Origin of the sequence: Stenotrophomonas sp. SMYL86 (genome assembly GCF_036320025.1) — a bacterium.
Classification (GTDB): Bacteria; Pseudomonadota; Gammaproteobacteria; order Xanthomonadales; family Xanthomonadaceae; genus Stenotrophomonas; species Stenotrophomonas maltophilia_A.
This window is the reverse complement of sequence record NZ_JAWIRU010000010.1, coordinates 62232-79407: the sequence shown is the minus strand read 5'-3', so window position 1 is coordinate 79407 and position 17176 is coordinate 62232. Positions and strand designations below refer to the sequence as shown.

At 65.6% G+C, this 17176-nt stretch carries 12 protein-coding genes; 4 read left to right on the top strand and 8 right to left on the bottom strand.

The features are described 5' to 3' along the window. Positions 1-71: 71 nt before the first annotated feature. From V3B64_RS12655 to V3B64_RS12640, 4 genes are all read right to left on the bottom strand, one after another. Complete coding sequence (locus tag V3B64_RS12655) at positions 72-1442, bottom strand: pyridoxal-phosphate dependent enzyme (protein ID WP_049461332.1); 1371 nt, start codon at positions 1440-1442, stop codon at positions 72-74. Between the two features lie 308 nt (positions 1443-1750). Next, positions 1751-1987 carry a YdcH family protein gene (locus tag V3B64_RS12650; RefSeq protein ID WP_004154075.1) on the bottom strand — a complete coding sequence of 79 codons (237 nt, stop codon included), beginning with the start codon at positions 1985-1987 and terminating at the stop codon, positions 1751-1753. 324 nt (positions 1988-2311) lie between these two features. Then, entirely contained in the window at positions 2312-3196 is an 885-nt protein-coding gene (locus tag V3B64_RS12645; protein WP_100437815.1) for an OmpA family protein, read from the bottom strand. After that, positions 3193-3558: a DUF4398 domain-containing protein gene (locus tag V3B64_RS12640; RefSeq protein WP_049398394.1), complete on the bottom strand. Its 366-nt coding sequence runs from the start codon at positions 3556-3558 to the stop codon at positions 3193-3195. Before V3B64_RS12640 ends, V3B64_RS12645 begins: the two co-directional genes overlap by 4 nt. A gap of 121 nt (positions 3559-3679) precedes the next feature. Here V3B64_RS12640 and V3B64_RS12635 point away from each other — a divergent pair, with 121 nt between their 5' ends. The 3 genes from V3B64_RS12635 to V3B64_RS12625 all read left to right on the top strand — a co-directional run bounded on the left by V3B64_RS12635 (position 3680) and on the right by V3B64_RS12625 (position 7668). Continuing rightward, positions 3680-4807 carry a PilT/PilU family type 4a pilus ATPase gene (locus tag V3B64_RS12635; RefSeq protein ID WP_032127971.1) on the top strand — a complete coding sequence of 376 codons (1128 nt, stop codon included), beginning with the start codon at positions 3680-3682 and terminating at the stop codon, positions 4805-4807. 130 nt (positions 4808-4937) lie between these two features. Beyond that, positions 4938-6215 (top strand): putative DNA modification/repair radical SAM protein, encoded by a 1278-nt coding sequence (locus tag V3B64_RS12630; protein ID WP_329914218.1) that lies wholly within the window; start codon positions 4938-4940, stop codon positions 6213-6215. Further along, on the top strand, positions 6196-7668 hold the full coding sequence (locus V3B64_RS12625) for a UdgX family uracil-DNA binding protein (RefSeq protein ID WP_329914217.1): 1473 nt from the start codon (positions 6196-6198) through the stop codon (positions 7666-7668). The genes V3B64_RS12630 and V3B64_RS12625 overlap by 20 nt, the downstream gene beginning before the upstream one ends. 49 nt (positions 7669-7717) lie before the next feature. Here the strand turns inward: V3B64_RS12625 and V3B64_RS12620 are convergent, their stop codons facing one another. The 3 genes from V3B64_RS12620 to V3B64_RS12610 form a co-directional block, all read right to left on the bottom strand. Continuing rightward, on the bottom strand, positions 7718-9655 hold the full coding sequence (locus tag V3B64_RS12620; protein ID WP_121504816.1) for a hypothetical protein: 1938 nt from the start codon (positions 9653-9655) through the stop codon (positions 7718-7720). 139 nt (positions 9656-9794) lie between these two features. Then, positions 9795-10463 carry a maleylacetoacetate isomerase gene (gene maiA / locus V3B64_RS12615; protein WP_329914216.1) on the bottom strand — a complete coding sequence of 223 codons (669 nt, stop codon included), beginning with the start codon at positions 10461-10463 and terminating at the stop codon, positions 9795-9797. A 14-nt stretch (positions 10464-10477) separates the two neighbouring features. Next, on the bottom strand, positions 10478-11467 hold the full coding sequence (locus V3B64_RS12610; protein WP_329914215.1) for a fumarylacetoacetate hydrolase family protein: 990 nt from the start codon (positions 11465-11467) through the stop codon (positions 10478-10480). 1034 nt (positions 11468-12501) lie between these two features. On the opposite strand from V3B64_RS12610, the gene V3B64_RS12605 reads away from it, so the two are divergent. Continuing rightward, positions 12502-13920 (top strand): DEAD/DEAH box helicase, encoded by a 1419-nt coding sequence (locus V3B64_RS12605; RefSeq protein WP_329914214.1) that lies wholly within the window; start codon positions 12502-12504, stop codon positions 13918-13920. 551 nt (positions 13921-14471) lie between these two features. On the opposite strand, the gene V3B64_RS12600 is transcribed toward V3B64_RS12605, so the two are convergent. Beyond that, entirely contained in the window at positions 14472-17066 is a 2595-nt protein-coding gene (locus tag V3B64_RS12600; RefSeq protein WP_329914213.1) for a M14 family zinc carboxypeptidase, read from the bottom strand. Between the last annotated feature and the right edge of the window lie 110 nt (positions 17067-17176).

The window sequence follows — 17176 nt, the reverse complement described above, 5'->3', positions numbered from 1 at the left end:
ACCAGCGCGGCCTTAACGACCTTTGACGCGGATAAACCAGGATTCAGCAGTGAACGTCGGCGATCAGCGGCTTACTGCACGCGACGGCGCAGATAGTTCAGCAGGTCGATACGGGTGATCAGGCCCAGGAAGGCGTCGCCGTCCATCACGATCGCCACCTGGCCGCGGTCGAACACCGGCAGCAGCGCCTCGATCGGCGACTTCACGTCCAGCCGGTCCAGCTTGCTGACCATCGCGGTGGCGACGGTGTCGCGGAAGCGTGCCTCATCGCCATAGACGTGCAGCAACACGTCGCTCTCGTCGACGATGCCGACCAGCTGCTCGCCGTCCATCACCGGCAGCTGCGATACGTCGTACAGCTTCATGCGCTGGTAGGCGGTGGTCAGCAGGTCGTTCGGACCGATCACCACGGTGTCGCGCTGGCCGTACGGGCGCAGGATCAGGTCGCGCAGGTCGCCGTGCTGCGGGCGCTGCAGGAAACCGTTGTCCAGCATCCAGTAGTCGTTGTACATCTTCGACAGGTACTTGTTGCCGGTATCCGGCACCAGCACCAGCACCTTCTTCGGCGTGGTCTGCTCCTTGCAGTACTTCAGGCCGGCGGCCAGCAGGGTGCCGGTGGACGAACCACCCAGGATGCCTTCCTTGCCCAGCAGCTCGCGTGCGGTGTGGAAGCTCTCGGCATCGCTGATGGCATAAGCCTTCTTGACGCGGCTGAAATCGGAGATCGACGGCAGGAAGTCCTCGCCGATGCCTTCCACCAGCCAGCTGCCCGACTTGTCGTTCAGATTGCCGTCGTTGATGTACTCGGCCAGGATCGAGCCGACCGGGTCGGCCAGCACCAGCTCGGTCTTCGGCGACAGCTTGGCGAAGGCGCGCGACAGGCCGGTCATGGTGCCGGAGCTGCCGCAGCCGAACACGATGGCATCGAGGTCGCCGCCCATCTGTTCGAGGATTTCCGGGCCGGTACCGAATTCATGCGCGGCCGGATTGTCCGGGTTGCCGAACTGGTTGATGAAGTAGGCGCCCGGGGTCTGCTCGGCGATGGTCTTGGCCAGGTCCTGGTAGTACTCCGGATGGCCCTTGGCCACGTCCGAGCGCGTCAGGCGCACTTCGGCGCCCATCGCCTTCAGATTGAAGATCTTTTCCCGGCTCATCTTGTCGGGAACGACCAGAATGAGCTTATAGCCCTTCTGCTGGGCCACCAGCGCCAGGCCCAGGCCGGTGTTGCCAGCCGTGCCCTCGACCAGGGTGGCACCGGGCTTCAGGTCGCCGCGCTTTTCCGCCGCCTCGATCATCGACAGGCCGATGCGATCCTTGATCGATCCGCCCGGGTTGGCGCTCTCCAACTTCAGGTAGAGCTCGCAGACGCCGGTGTCCAGGCGCTGGGCCTTGACGATCGGGGTCTGGCCGATGAGTTCGAGGACGGAAGAATGGATGGGCATTCGGAGGACTTTCGGTTCGCGCCGCACAGGGCCGGACCGATGATTATCCGACGGATGGCGATGAAAGTCAGGTCGGCAGGGCCGCAGCCCGTCCACCGTAAAAAAGAGATGCGGACGGCCCCGGATCGACGAGGAGACCGGTACCGCCCGCATCGGTGAGTTGTGCCTGCAGGCCAAGGCACCACGGCCTGTGGTGCCTTGGCGCGGCCGCCTCATCGGCGGTGCCGCGATGCCGGGGCAGGAGCGCCCGGCGGGGCCATCGATGGCCGGGTCACGCCGTTCCGGGCGTGACGGGGTGCGTCAATGCGTCAAAGCGTGGGGGACGTCATTGGGAGCGGTGTTTCGTACATTCGCAGAAGTCGTTGCTTGGCCAGCAGCTTCTCGCGCTTCATGCGACCCAGGGTGACATCATCGATCGGGAGTACACCCAACTCCGCGTCCATGCACTTCTTGTTCAACTTGCGGTGCTGGTCATGGAGTGCCCTGAACTCCGGATCACGCGCGCGACGGGCGTCGATCTCGCTCTGGGGCTGATCTTCAAACATGATGGACCTCCTTCGACAGATACACGAACGCCCCGGCTGCAAGGCACGGGGCGTTGTTCATGGAGGAGCGCCGGTCGATGGCCACCTGGACGCCTGCAACGACCTGCGGCACTGGCCTGCGCACGTCGATCTGCTGCGGTTCGCGCCCTGTTTGCATCGGCCCGGCCCTCCCATCGTCCGGTCCGCGGCATTGCGTCCCGGACGATTGACCCTACGCCTGCTCAAGGCGGGGTACAAGACCCCTGCGGCAAAAAGACCGAACCCCGCCGGGGCGGGGTTCAGGCTGAATGCTCATCGCAACGAAAAACAAACAATATCAAGCAATTACGGGGCGATGATGACCTCGGCCGAGCGTGCCCGGGTGGACGCCGCCTTCTTGCCGCTGAGCTGGATCCGGTTGCTCGCGACACCTGCCGCGACCAGGGCATCGCGCAGGGCCTCGGCACGCTTCTGACCGACCCCGTTGGCGCTGTCATAGGCCTCGATGCGCAGGCGGCCCTTCTTGCCGATGTTCAGGTACTCGGCCAGCGCCTTGGCCTGGTTGCGGGCCCCACCGGACAGGCTGGAGGCGCCAGCGGCGAATGCGTCACCATTGAAGGTGAAGACCTCACCACGGCCATCGAACTTCGAGCCCGGCAGCTTCTGCCCGGATACCAGCTCGGCTTCCTCGCGGGCCAGCTTGGCAGCGTTCTGCTGGGCAGCGCTGAGGCGCTGCTGCTGCTTGCCGGCCACACTAGTCAGGGCATTCTCGGCATCCTGGCGGGCCAGGGTCTCGGCCTCGGCGGCCTGGCGCAGGCGCTCAGCCTCCTCGGCCTGCATCTGCGCCTGCATGCGCAGCTGCTCGGCCTCCTGGCGGGCACGGGCGGCATCGCGGCGGCTGGCCTCGATCAGCAGATCACTGCGGGTGCGCTCGAGGCGATCGACCTCACGCGCGGCCAGTGCGGCACGCACGGCAGTCTCGGCAATCTCCACCCGGCGCTCGGCCAGGTAGGTGGCCAGCTCCTGGTCGCGGCGCTTGGCCTTGTCCAGGGTGGCGATGGCCTGTTGGGCCTGCATGCGCTCGAAGGCGCCCAGCTCAGCCGTGTCGGGATTGGCCTGGATGGCCATCAGACGCTGGCTCAGCTGCGCCACCATCGGGTTGTCGGCGGCCAGGGCCAGGGTCGGCAGCGCCAGCAGCGCAGCCAGGGTTGTGGCAGTCATCGGCTTCACCGGCGGTCCTCCCCGGTCGACAGCTGGCGCTGCAGCTGGTTGACCTCGTTGCGGCGCAACTGCAGCTGCGCGGTGACGGTGGCTTCCTCGCTGCGGGCGCGGGCCAGGTCGGCATCGGCAGCGGCGCGCAGGGCGATCGCCGGAGCGTTCTTGCGCTCGCGGCGGTCGCCGGCAGCACGCTGGGCCTGTTCCAGCCCCTGCCGGGCCAGCCCGATCAGGTCCGGGGCGTACTGGTCGGCGTCGGCCTGGGTGGCCTTGTCGACCGCCTGCCGGGCCTGAGCCAGTTCCAGTGCGCCGTCCTGCGCCCAGGCGGGGGCAGACAGTGCGAATGCAAACGCCATCACATACAGGCCATGGCGCATTCGTGCGAAGCTAAGTCGTTTCATTGGGGAGGCCGTACCGGTTGTCGGTTCACGGCCATTGTCGTCAAGCCGACACCGTGCTGGCAACGGGCGTCGGCCGTTTCGTTGGGGAAAATTCGCAATGGATATCGGCTACTTCCTGAAGCTGATGACCGAAAAGAACGCTTCGGACATGTTCCTGACCACCGGAGCACCGGTCTACATCAAGATCGAGGGGAAGCTTTATCCGCTGGGCAACACCGGCCTGCCGCCGGGCATGGTCAAGAAGATCGCCTACTCGCTGATGGACGAAGGCCAGGTGCCGCAGTTCGAGCGCGAGCTGGAGCTCAACATGGCCATCGCCCTGCCCGATGCCGGGCGCTTCCGCGTCAACGTGTTCAAGCAGCGCGGCGAAGTGGGCATGGTCATCCGCGCCATCCGCAGCCGCATCCCGAGCATCGAGGAGCTGAACCTGCCGCAGGTGCTGAAGGACGTCATCATGACCCCGCGCGGGCTGGTGCTGGTGGTGGGGTCCACCGGTTCCGGCAAGTCCACCTCGCTGGCGTCGATGATCGACCACCGCAACAGCACCACCACCGGTCACATCCTCACCATCGAGGACCCGATCGAGTACCTGCACAAGCACAAGATGTCGATCGTCAACCAGCGCGAGGTCGGACTGGACACCCATGCCTTCCACAACGCGCTGAAGAACGCGATGCGTGAAGCGCCGGACGTGATCCTGATCGGCGAGATCCTGGATGCGGAAACGATGGAGGCGGCGATCGCCTTCGCCGAAACCGGCCACCTGTGCCTGGCCACCCTGCACTCCAACAACGCCGACCAGACCATCGAGCGCATCCTCAACTTCTTCCCTGAAAGCGCGCACAAGAACGTGCTGATGAACCTGGCGCTGAACCTGCGTGCGGTGATCAGCCAGCGCCTGGTGAAGAACAAGGAGGGCCGTCGCCTGCCGGCCACCGAGGTGCTGATCAACACGCCGATGATCCGCGACCTGCTGCGCCGCGGCCAGGTGCACGAGATCAAGGCCGCGATGGAAGGCTCGCTGGAGGAAGGCATGGAGAGTTTCGACCAGTGCCTGTTCCGTCTGGCCAAGGCCGGCATCATCGAGCAGGAGGAAGCGCTGCGCGCGGCCGACTCGCGCGATGGCCTGGCCCTGAAGTTCCGCCTGTCCGAAGGCAGCAGCGGCGAGCACGACCCGTACGCGGATTTCTCAGCCGGGCAGCCAAGCATCACTCACGGGTTCTGACCGCACGAAAAAGGGGACGGAGGGGATTAAGTCGTAAGTGCATTTACGACTTAATCCCCTCCGTCCCCTTTTCCTGAAGAATTCAGGGGCGGTCTCATCCAATGAGACCCCTCATCCGTAGGTTTCCTCAATGGAAACCATCCGCAAGCTGGCCATTCTGGCCGATGCCGCCAAGTACGATGCCTCCTGCGCCTCCAGCGGCTCGGGCAAGCGCGATTCGCGCGTCAGTGGCGGTATCGGCAGCACCGAGGGCATGGGCATCTGTCACAGCTACACGCCCGATGGCCGCTGCGTTTCGTTGCTGAAGATCCTGCTGACCAACTTCTGCATCTACGACTGCGCCTATTGCGTGAACCGCGTCTCCAGCAACGTGCCCCGCGCACGTTTCAGCGTGGACGAGGTGGTCACACTCACCCTGGACTTCTACAAGCGCAACTACATCGAGGGCCTGTTCCTGTCCAGCGGCATCATCCGCAATGCGGACTACACCATGGAACAGATGGTGGAAGTGGCCCGGCAGCTGCGCGAAGAACACCGCTACGCCGGCTACATCCACCTCAAGACCATTCCCGAGGCCTCGCCGGAGCTGCTGGCCAGTGCCGGGCGCTATGCCGACCGCCTGTCCATCAACGTGGAACTGCCGACCGAAGCCGGCCTGAGCGCCTTGGCGCCGGAGAAGACGGTGCATTCGATACGCGGCGCGATGGGCGAACTACGCTGGCGCATCGAGGAAGCCAAGGAGGCGCGCAAAGCCCCCGCAGCGGTGGCGCCGAGGGCCAGCCGCAGTCCACGCCCTCCCCGTTTCGCACCCGCCGGGCAGAGCACGCAGATGATCGTCGGCGCGGACGGGGCCAACGACCAACAGATCCTGGCCAGCGCCGATGCGCTGTACGGCAACTACCGCATGCGCCGGGTGTACTACTCCGCGTTCAGCCCGATTCCGGACGCCAGCCGGCAGCTGCCACTGCAACCGCCTCCGCTGCAGCGCGAACATCGCCTCTACCAGGCCGACTGGTTGCTGCGCTTCTACGGGTACGGCGTGGATGAGATTACCGATACCACCCAGGACGGCATGCTCGACCTGGATATCGACCCGAAAATGGCTTGGGCGATCCGTCACCCCGAGCGCTTTCCTGTGGATCTCAACCGCGCGCCGAAGGAAATGCTGCTTCGCGTACCCGGGCTGGGCGTGCGCAACGTGAAACGGGTGCTGATGGCACGCCGCCACGGTCGCCTGCGGGTTGCCGATGTAGCACGCCTGAAGGCACCGATGAGCAAACTGCTTCCGTTTGTGCAGCTGGCTGACCACCATCCACGCAAATCGCTGGACGATCCGGCGGCGCTGCGCGCGCAGTTGGCCCCACCGCCTCGTCAGGGATCGCTGTTTGATGCACCGCCCGCCGCCTGACGCGCAGCGCTGGTCGCTGCGGGTGGACCCGCAGTGGTCGCTGCAGGCCTGGCGCGATGCTGCGCGCGAAGCGTTGCTGCGAGGCGTGGCCCCTCCTCAGCTGGACTGGCTGGAAGGGAGCGAAACGTCCTTGCTGGATGCGCCGGCCGTGCAGCGGGCGCCGATGCTGGCCGATGCCAGTGCACCCAACGTGCCCCGCGATTTCCTGGAACTGGCGGCCACCTGCCTGTGCCATCACGACCCCCAGCGACTGGCCTTGCTGTATCGCCTGCTGTGGCGCATCGTCCATGGCGAGCGTTCGGTGCTGAGCAACCCCGCCGACGCCGATGTCCTGCGCGCAACGGCGCTCGCCCAGGCCGTCCGCCGTGACACGCACAAGATGAAGGCATTCGTGCGCTTCCGCGAGGTGCCTGGCCAGCCTGATGCGTTCATCGCCTGGTTTGAGCCACAGCACCACATTGTCGACCGGGTCGCGCCCTTCTTCGCGCGCCGCTTCACCGGCATGCGCTGGGCGATCCTCACGCCTTCGCGCAGCGTCGCATGGGATGGGCAGGCGCTTGCCTTCGGCCCCGGCGCACGGCGCGAGGATGCCCCGGCCGAGGATGCGCGCGAATCACTGTGGCAGACCTACTACGCCAACATCTTCAATCCGGCGCGACTCAATACACGGATGATGATGCAGGAGATGCCGGCAAAGTACTGGCGCCACCTGCCGGAGGCCCAGCTGCTGCCACGCCTGGTGCGCGATGCGGCCGACCGCGTGCAGAAGATGCATGACCGTCCCGCGCAGGCGCCGCAACGCAGGATCCCCCTGCGTGCAGGTGTTGCGATGCCAGCAGCGGATGCCAGCAGTCTGGAGAATCTACGCGGACAGGCCAGCACCTGCCGCCAGTGCCCGCTGTGGGAGCAGTCCACGCAGACCGTGTTCGGGCAGGGGCCTGCAGACGCCCGCATGATGCTGATCGGGGAACAACCTGGCGACACCGAGGATCTGCGCGGACAGCCGTTCATGGGTCCTGCCGGTCAGCTGCTGGACCGTGCGCTGACCGAATTGGGAATCGATCGCGTGGGGCTGTACCTCACCAACGCCGTGAAGCACTTCCATCATGAACGGCGTGGCAAGGTTCGACTGCACAAGCGACCGGAAAGCCGGCACATCCAGGCCTGCCGCCCTTGGCTGATGGGTGAGATCGCGCGCGTGCGGCCCCAGGTGATCGTGTGCCTCGGCGCGACAGCGGCAGCCTCGGTGTTTGGTCGTGGGTTCGACCTCTCACGCGACCGCGGACGCTGGCACACCCTCGAGGACGGCACCCGCGGCTATGCCACGGTGCACCCGGCATGGGTATTGCGGCAGACCGACGATGCGCGCCGCGAGGATGCCTATCGGCTGTTCCGCGATGATCTGCAGCGGATACATGAAGTCGCTGAGGATGGGAATGCAGGGCACCTGTAGCCGGACATCTCCGTAGCGAAGCCTCTCCCACTGTGGTCTTCGGTGGAATCTACTGGACAGATGGCCGGATCAGCGTCACCTCGACGTAGTCCGCCCCGGCCTCCGCCGTTCTGTCCAATCGAAGGTACACCACTCCTTCGTGCGGGCTGGCAAGGGATGCTTCGACCCATCGAACAGTCTGCCGCCCCATGCTTCCCGAAGCAATACCCACGCCATTGGAGTACAGCGTGTATGAGACCGGCGACTCCGGACGTTCTTCGAACTTGAAAGGGAACGTCGATCCGCTGACATAGAATCCAACCGACGTGGAGTCCGATCTGACAGGAATGGAAAGCACGGCGCAGGCGCTTCCGTCCTTGAAATCGATCCGTGCGCGCTTTTCATCCAGCGACAGGACGGCATCGGAGCGCTGGCACGCACCCGTTGCGCTGGCTCCCACCGGCAGAAGCCTGACACCCTTCATGACGTCTGCCGCCGAGGGCAGAACGGCGGACACCAGGGTAACCAGCAGATAGACGACAACGATCCCTACTCCGCCCACCAGATAACGACGACCGTTGCCCCTGGGGCCATCCGCATTGTCACGGGCGAACACAGACATCGCAGCGAGCAGCGACAACGCCGGCGCAATCACTACGCTGTACCTGGCCTGAGACTCACCCGCACCGATTACCATCAGTGCGAATGCACCCACGAAGATGAGGCAGGCCAGCGAAAGACCCTCATGCTTCGTCTTCAATACCCCCACCACGGACAAGCTCAGACCTGCGAACACGACCAGACCCAGCCACGGAAACAGCGTGGAATCGAACGGGATATCACTGAGCACGCCATTGTTCAGAGAATCCGGGTTGCCAGGTGGATAGTTGAAGGCAGACAGGCCGTAGTAGCCGGAACCTGCAAAAACAACCTGTGATTTTCTGAACAGATAACCGGGCCAATCCCAGAAACCCGACGAAAACTCCGTGGACACCTTGTAGGCCATGTTGGCGAACCGGGCTGATTCTGGCGTCGCGGTCCAGAAGTGCTCTGCCCACCTGTAGTTCACCGCAAAGTTCTGGTCAGAACTGAAGTCGATGGAGGAAAGCGCGCGCAGCGGCTCGACCAGATCGGGCAAGCCTGTCGGATTTACCTTGTTGAAAGCAGCAGTCATCGCGAACAAGCAGATGATCGACGCCATCGGCAATGTCACCAAGGCCAACCGTCGCTGCGCAATACTTCTGCACAGGGCCCATAGCAGCAATGCAACGACGAAGATCGTGCCGATCGATCTCAGCTGGTTTCCCAGGAACGCGATGGCGGCAATGGCCACCGCCGAGAACAGGGCGACGGGCCACCGGCCCTCGAGCCCGGGAATGAGCAGGAGGAATGCGGCGATGGCCAGGACCGCGGCGTTGTCCGTGGTTATCAGGGTCGTCGTGAACCAATACTCTGGATACAGTGCGAGCAAGAGCGTGGCAAGCGCCGCCGCTCTGCCGCCATGATTTCGCCTGACGCCGAAGTACCACAGTAAAAGCGTCGCGCAGTGCAGGCCGATGTTGCTGACCTTGAACCACACGTAGCCCTCGCCGAAGATGCGCCCAACAAGCGTGGAATAGAAGTACGAACGCAGCCAGTAGGTGCTGTTGTCGGCAAGGTACGCGGACTGACATTTATCCAGCCACTGCACCATCGACGATGTTGCGGCGACACCACAGCGGTAGTAGACGCCGAAATCACTCGGCTGGCTCGAGCTGAACGCGAATCCCCACACACCCGTGGCACAGCAGGCAAGGATCGGTATCAGGATGTTCCAGCGGTCGTGGCCCAGCGGTACACGCGATCTGTAAGCCAGGACTGCCATGACCACGACCGCCACATAGCCCGCCAGCACGCCGTAGCCACCCAGTCCAACGCCAACGGTGAAGGCCGCCAGTGCGCCGACCAGCAGCATTCCCAACCCCCAGCTCTGCACGAGCGCGGGCAGCACCGCCAACAGCCTATTCATTGATTTTCCTTGCCAGTCGCCGGTTATACCGGCGGTGTGCGACGCGCCGGAATGGCGATTCTACCTACGCGCGGGTTTGCCGCTGCATCCTCCCCGGTATCGAGATGGATGCGCGGGCAGGACAGGCAGGGACCGACGATCAGCCTGCGTCGGGCTGGTTTTCCGGGCGTGCGCGGTCGAAGGCGTCCAGTGCCTGGCAGGCAGCTTCGATACGGCGCAGGGTCGGGTACGGCGCCAGGTCCAGGCCGAAGCGATGCGCGTTGTACAGCTGCGGCAGCAGACAGATATCGGCCAGCCCAGGGCGGTCGCCGTGGCAGAACGTGCCCGTCGCGCTGCTGTTGGCCAGCATTGCCTCCATGGCAGCGAAACCCTCGGCGATCCAGTGCAGGGTCCACTGCGTGCGGGCGTCGGCCGGCAGCTGCAGGGTGCGCTCCAGGTACTGCATCACCCGCAGGTTGTTGATCGGGTGGATATCGCAGGCCACCAGCTGGGCCAGCGCACGCACCCGCGCACGGCCGGCAGCATCAGCTGGCAGCAGCGGCACCTGCGGGAAGCGCTCATCCAGATACTCCAGGATCGCCAGCGACTGGGTCAGTGCATGCCCGTCATGCAGCAGGGTTGGCACCAGCTGCTGCGGATTGAGCGCGCGATAGGCGTCCAGGTGCTGTTCGCCGCCCTCGCGCACCAGGTGCACCGGCCGCGCGTCCCAGGCCAGGCTCTTCAGCTCCAGGCCGATGCGCACGCGGTAGGCGGCGCTGGATCGCCAGTAGGTGTACAGCACGATGCCGTCGTCGACCGGGATCTCCATCGCCGCCTCTCTGCTCAGGGCCTGGTCGCCTGTTCGATGCGCTGCTCGATCGCACCGAAGATGCTGTTGCCGGCGGCATCGAGCATCTCGATGCGGACCACGTCGCCGAAGGACATGAACGGCGTGCTCGGCTTGCCGTCGCGCAGGGTCTCCACCACGCGCTGCTCGGCGAAGCACGAGGCACCCTTGCTGGTGTCTTCGTTGGCGATGGTGCCCGAGCCAACAATGGTGCCGGCGCTGAGCGGACGGGTCTTGGCCGCATGCGCGACCAGCTGGGCGAAGTTGAACTGCATGTCCACGCCCGCTTCCGGCGCACCGAACCACTGGCCGTTGATGTGGGTCAGCAGCGGCAGGTGCACCTTGCTGTCCTGCCACGCGGCGCCCAGCTCGTCGGGGGTGACGAACACCGGCGACAGCGCCGAGCGCGGCTTGGACTGCAGGAAACCGAAGCCCTTGGCCAGCTCGCCCGGAATCAGGTTGCGCAGCGAGACATCGTTGACCAGGCCGACCAGCTGGATATGGCCTGCGGTCTGTTCCGGGGTGGCGGCCATCGGCACGTCGTCGGTGATCACCACGATCTCTGCTTCCAGGTCGATGCCGTAGTCCTCGCTGACCACCTTCACCGCGTCGCGCGGACCGTAGAAACCGGCGCTGGTCGCCTGGTACATCAGCGGGTCGGTGTAGAAGCTCTCCGGCACCTCGGCGCCACGGGCGCGGCGCACGCGCTCGACATGTGGCAGGTAGGCGCTGCCATCGACGAACTCATAGGCGCGCGGCATCGGCGCGGCCAGCGCCTGCGGGTCCAGGTCGAACACGCCATCGGCGTCGCCCGCGTTGAGCGATTCGTACAGGGCGTTCAGGCGCGGCGCGATGTGGCTCCAGTCCTCCAGGGCCTGCTGCAGGGTGGCGGCAATGCCGGTGGCGCGCACGCCGTGGCGCAGGTCACGCGAGACGACGATCAGGGTGCCGTCGCGGCCGCCTTCCTTCAAAGAACCAAGCTTCATGGGTGGGTGTCCGGAGTCGTGGGCAAACAAGTTTCAAGTGTAATCAAATCTGCGTCGACGCCAAGCTGCAGCGCGGCATCGGCCCACCCTACCGTAGTGGGGGGTTCGGCAGGGCTTGCAGCCCTGCATCTGCTTCAAGCCAGGGCAACGTCAACAGCAACAGCCGGCTCTGGGTTGTCTGTGAGCTGGGCGGGACGGTGTGGGTGGGCAGGACACGCCGTAAACCCGTCCCTGGGGGCTCGATGGCGCCATCCATGGCGCCAACGGTCCTGCCCACCCACACCGTCCCACCCCTGACAATTTCCCGATGACGGATCGAACATCCACATCATTCATCGTCGAAATCCGTCAGATATCGAAATTGATCGAATGAGATTCGACAGATCGCGGAAAACTCTCGAAGGCGGGGTGGGTCCGGTTGCGGGGGCGTGAGCCGCATGGGCCCGAGGCATGCCTCGGGCGGGTTGGGCAGGAGGCCCAACCCGGGTCTTGCCGTGTACGCAGGACAGCGCACACGAGCAAGCGGCGACCGAGCTTACATGGGTGAGGGCGCTTTGCTTGCGAAGCACCGCTTCGCAAGCACCCGAACGCACAGCCGCCAGCGGCTGGGCCGGGCCCCGGAGGGGTACTTGCAGCGCCCCCCGCAACCGGACCCACCCCGCCATCCCTCAGGAAACCGGCTTTTGACGTTGACGTTGACGTTGCTTCGGCCTCTGCGGGTGCAGGGCGCAGCCCTGCAGAGAGCCCCCCCCTACCTGAACAGGCCTTTTTGCGTGAAGTCTCAAACATCGTTTAGACTTGCAGGGTCTGCAGCGGCCGTCCGTTTCCCTCCGGGACCGCCGGCGACCAGGGTCCGCCCTCTTCGCCCGCCCCCACTCCGACGCCGTTCGTCACGCATTCCAGCCTGCGCTTCGTGCCGGCTGCACCCAATTCTCGCAGCGCGGTTCACGGGAACGCTCCGAGTCAGCCGATCAGTTTGATCTGCCCCCGTCTGTCCGTTCGGACAGGCGTTTCTTGTACTTGGAGCAATCTCAATGTCTTTTGAATCGCTGGGCCTGGCGCCCTTCCTGCTGCGTGCGCTTGCCGAGCAGGGCTACGAAAACCCGACCCCGATCCAGCAGCAGGCGATCCCGCTGGCGCTGGCCGGCCGCGACCTGCTGGCCGGTGCACAGACCGGTACCGGCAAGACCGCTGCCTTTGGCCTGCCGCTGCTGCAGCACCTGGGCACCGCCTCGCAGGAAGTCCGCAGCGGCCCGCGCAAGCCGCGCGCGCTGATCCTGGCCCCGACCCGCGAGCTGGCCACTCAGGTGCATGACAGCCTGCGCGGCTACAGCAAGTACCTGCGCATCCCCAGCGCCTGCATCTACGGCGGCGTCGGCATGGGCAACCAGCTGGACATCCTGCGCCGTGGCGTGGACCTGCTGGTGGCCTGCCCGGGCCGCCTGATCGACCACCTCGAGCGTCGCAGCATCGACCTGTCCGGCATTGAACTGCTGGTGCTGGACGAAGCCGACCGCATGCTCGACATGGGCTTCCTGCCGTCGATCAAGCGCATCCTGGCCAAGCTGCCGAAGCAGAACCGCCAGACCCTGCTGTTCTCGGCCACCTTCGAGGACAACATCCGCCAGCTGGCGCTGGAGTTCATGCGCAACCCGGAACAGATCCAGGTGACGCCGAAGAACACCGTGGCCGAAACCATCACCCATCGCGTGCACCCGGTCGATGCCGGCCGCAAGCGCGACCTGCTGCTGCACCTGCTGGCGCAGGACAGCCGCGAGCAGACCCTGGTGTTCGCCCGCACCAAACACGGCAGCGACAAGCTGGCCACGTTCCTGGAAAAGTCCGGCATCAAGACCGCGGCGATCCACGGCAACAAGAGCCAGGGCCAGCGCCTGCGTGCGCTGGGCGACTTCAAGGCCGGCCGCGTGACCGTGCTGGTGGCCACCGATATCGCCGCGCGCGGCATCGACATCAACGAGCTGCCGAAGGTGATCAACTTCGACCTGCCGATGGTGGCCGAAGATTATGTGCACCGCATCGGCCGCACCGGCCGCAACGGCGCAACCGGCCAGGCGATCTCGCTGGTGGCGCAGGATGAAGTGAAGCTGCTGCGCGCGATCGTGCGCCTGCTGGGCCGCGACATGGACATCCGCGATGTGCCGGGCTTCGAGCTGCAGACGCCGATCCGCTGGGGCAACAGCGCGCCGGGCAAGGCCGAGCACGAAACCGGTGAGCGCGCACCGCGCAAGAACCACGCGCGCCGTCCGCACGGCGATGCACCGCGCCATGCACATGCCGGCCCGAAGAAGGCCGGCGGTGGCCGTCGCGAGGGCGGTGGCAATGGCCAGCAGCGTGCAGGCGCAGGCGCCGGTCAGGGCCAGCGTCGTGGCGGTGGTGGCAATGGTGGTGGCCGTGGCCGCGGCCAGGGTGGCGGCGGCGGTCGCGCCAGCTGATCCCAGCTGACATGGAGGGTGCTTCCCGCTGCGCGGGGGCTATCGAGGGACGGCGCTGACGCGCCGTCCTTTTTTTTGTTGCGGGCTACCGGGTGATAAAGCACGCGGTGGCAGTACCGAGGGCGAATGGGCATGGGGGCAGCGCAGAACACGCTGTAAATACGTCCATGTAAGCTCGATGGCGCCATCCATGGCGCCAACGGTTCTGCGCTGCCCCCATGCCCATCCGCTTCAAGCATTGCCTGCGCCTTCTTCTCCCGCCGGGTAGCCGGGAGAAGAAAGATCAAATTCAAATTCAAATTCAAATTCAAATTCAAAGGCAAAAGCCGAAGTCGCAATTCCTGGCTTTGCTTTTGCTTTTGCCCTTGCTCCCGCCTTGGGGTTCGATGCGTCCGCGCCCGCAGGAAACTGTCGAGGGGAGGCCGGGCGGGCTGCGCAGGACCGTGAGGCGCATGGATGCGCCGATCGAGCTTACACGGACGTATTTACAGCGTGTCCTGCGCAGCCCGCCCGGCCTCCCCACCCATATATCAACTGAAGCGCTTGCAGCCTCAACCCCGCGCTTTACTCGGATTCACCAGACTTCCGAAGAAGATCGCGTTGACCAGCAGTCGATCCGTCCCGTGCCAGTACTTGCGATGCGCCGGATCATCGGCGAACAGCACCACGTTGCCCTGCCCTTGCGCCGACACCAGCAGCCACGCGCTGCCTGCCACCCTCGCGCGGTTGCGCTCGGACAGATAGCCATTCACCCGCGGCGGCGTGTCGATGCGCACCACCGTCGAGAACGGGTTCGTGCTCGGCTGCAACGTTACCGTGTTCTCCTTGTTGATCGCCAGCTGCCGGCGCGGCACACCGAATGCCAGCGGATGGCTGGTATCCACATCAGCGCTGAGGATGTTGCCGCTGACGCGCTCGATCGCAGCAATGTCACGCTGGTCGCCGAACGCGCGGCGGCTCTCGTCAGCGGTTTCTTCGTCCTTGCCAAGCTTCTCGCCGTCGGCCAGCTTCTGTTCGATTGCCCACTTCGAGGCACTGCCGTAGGTCACCAGCGAACCACCGGCCTGCACCCAGCGCTTCAGTGCAGCCACCGCCGTGGCATCGACGCCGGCATAGGTCCCGCCGGACAACACGATGGTGGTGTAGCGGTCCAACGGCACTTTGCCCAGCTGCTGCGGATCCAGCTTGCTGGCCGGCAACCGCAGCTGCTGGTCCAACAGGAACCACGCCGATCCGATTTCGGTGGCGGCCACGCCCTCGCCCATCACCAGTGCCACCGCAGGCTTGCGCAGCGCCTTGACGCCGTCACTGCCGAGGTCGATGCCTTCGCGGCTGCGGCCACTGGACAGCGCGTGCACCTGCACACCTGCCTCGCGTGCGGCGGATGTCACCGCCTCAAGCAGCGCCGCACCCTGCAGCGACTGCCCAGTGACCGGAATGACCAGGCTGCCGGCGGCGAAGCTGACCTCGCCCTGCGCGGTCGCGGTGGTGAACGGCTGGAATGCCGCGCGTGCATTCACGCCCTTGCCCTGCAGCGCGGCCAGCGCGCGCCCGGCATTGTAGTCGCGCCAGTCAATCGCGTAGGCGAATCCAGCCTGGCCCCCCAGCACCACGCCCGGCTCGGCCGGCAGCGCGGTCACCCGTGGGCCACCATCGATACGGCTGCGGCTACCGGCGAAGGCCACACCGTAGGCCGGTGCAATCGCGTAGCTGGTGCTGCCGTAGAACACATCGCCCTTGATCGGCGGCGTCTCGGCAAAGATCGAATGCACCAGGCGGAACTGCGCCTGCTGCACCGGCACCACGTAGGCGCTGCCGGCATCGAAGCGCTGACCATCGACACTGACGTCACGATCCAGCGCGCGCACCTCGATGCGATGCAGCAGCAACAGTTCCAGCAAACGACGGGTCAATGCGGGGTCATGCGCATCGCCGAACACGAAGCTCTTCACCGGCTGCTGTGCGGCCTGCTTCAACGCGCTCTGGAAGAACTGCTTCTGCAGGTCGAACAGGCCGCTGCGCTCGGCTACCGCGCCGCGCACCGTGCCCAGCCCGGTAGCCACCTGGTTGCGGATGGTGAACGGGAACGTCAGCAGACCATTCACCGACTCCTGCACGCGGCCCCGCGAGCTGGCCTGCTCGACGGTAACGCCGACAGCGCCATGGAAGTCCGGGTAGGTGGAGCCGTAGACCGGCGAGAAGTTGTCGAAGTTCTCGCCGGTGTAGTACAGCGAGCCCAGCGCATCCAGCGCCTGCGCGTGGTACTTGGCCAGGGTCTTGTTGAATTCGTACGACGCCGCCGGAATCAGCGGGCTGTGCATACTCTTCGGCGACGGTTCGAAGTAATAGGTGCTGTCCTTGCCCATCTCGTGGAAATCAATCTGCACGTTCGGGTACCACTGGTGGAACACCTCCACCTTCGGCCGTGAGTCCTGCTGGGTCAGGGCCAGCCAGTCGCGGTTGAGATCGGTGAAGTAGTGGTTGGTGCGGCCCTGCGGGAACGGCTCGACGTGTTCCTTGTCGGCCGGGTCGGCCGAAGCCGGATCGGAGGCCCACGCGTTGTGCCAGTTGGCGGCACGATCACGGCCGTCCGGGTTCTGCGCCGGGTCGAACAGCACCACCGCCTGCTGCAGCCACTGCTGGGTTTCGGCACTGTGGTTGGCCACCAGGTAGTACGCCGTCAGCATCGCCGCTTCGGCACTGGAGGTCTCGTTGCCATGCACGCTGTAGCCCAGCCACACCACCACCGGGCTGTCACCGGCGGCGCTGCGCGGCTGCGCCGGATCGGCCAGGGTCGCGTGCTGCTGGCGGATCTGTTCCAGCCGCGCGTGGTTGCCTGCAGCAGTGACGGTGGCGATCAGCAGCGGGCGACCTTCATAGCTGCGGCCGATCTCGCGCACGCTGATCTTGTCCGAGCGTTTCGCAAGTTCCTGGAAGTACGCCACCAGCTGGTCGTGCCGGGTGTAACGGCTGCCGATCGGGTAGCCGAGGAACTGCTCCGGCGTGGGCACCGCTGCATCGAACGCCGCTGCGTCGGTGACCTGCGGGAAGAAGTACGCGCTCTGTGCCTGCGCCGGCTGCGGCGAGGACAGTGCGGTGGCGGCGGCAAGCAGCAACGGAAGAACGGCACGACGATGCAAGGACACGATGACTCCCCTGGAACACAACGGCAGACAGTCGCGGGGGGGGGGGGGGGGGGGGGGCGCGCGCCCGCGCGGGGGGGGGGGCGCGGGGGGCGGGCCCACCAGGCGGCAGG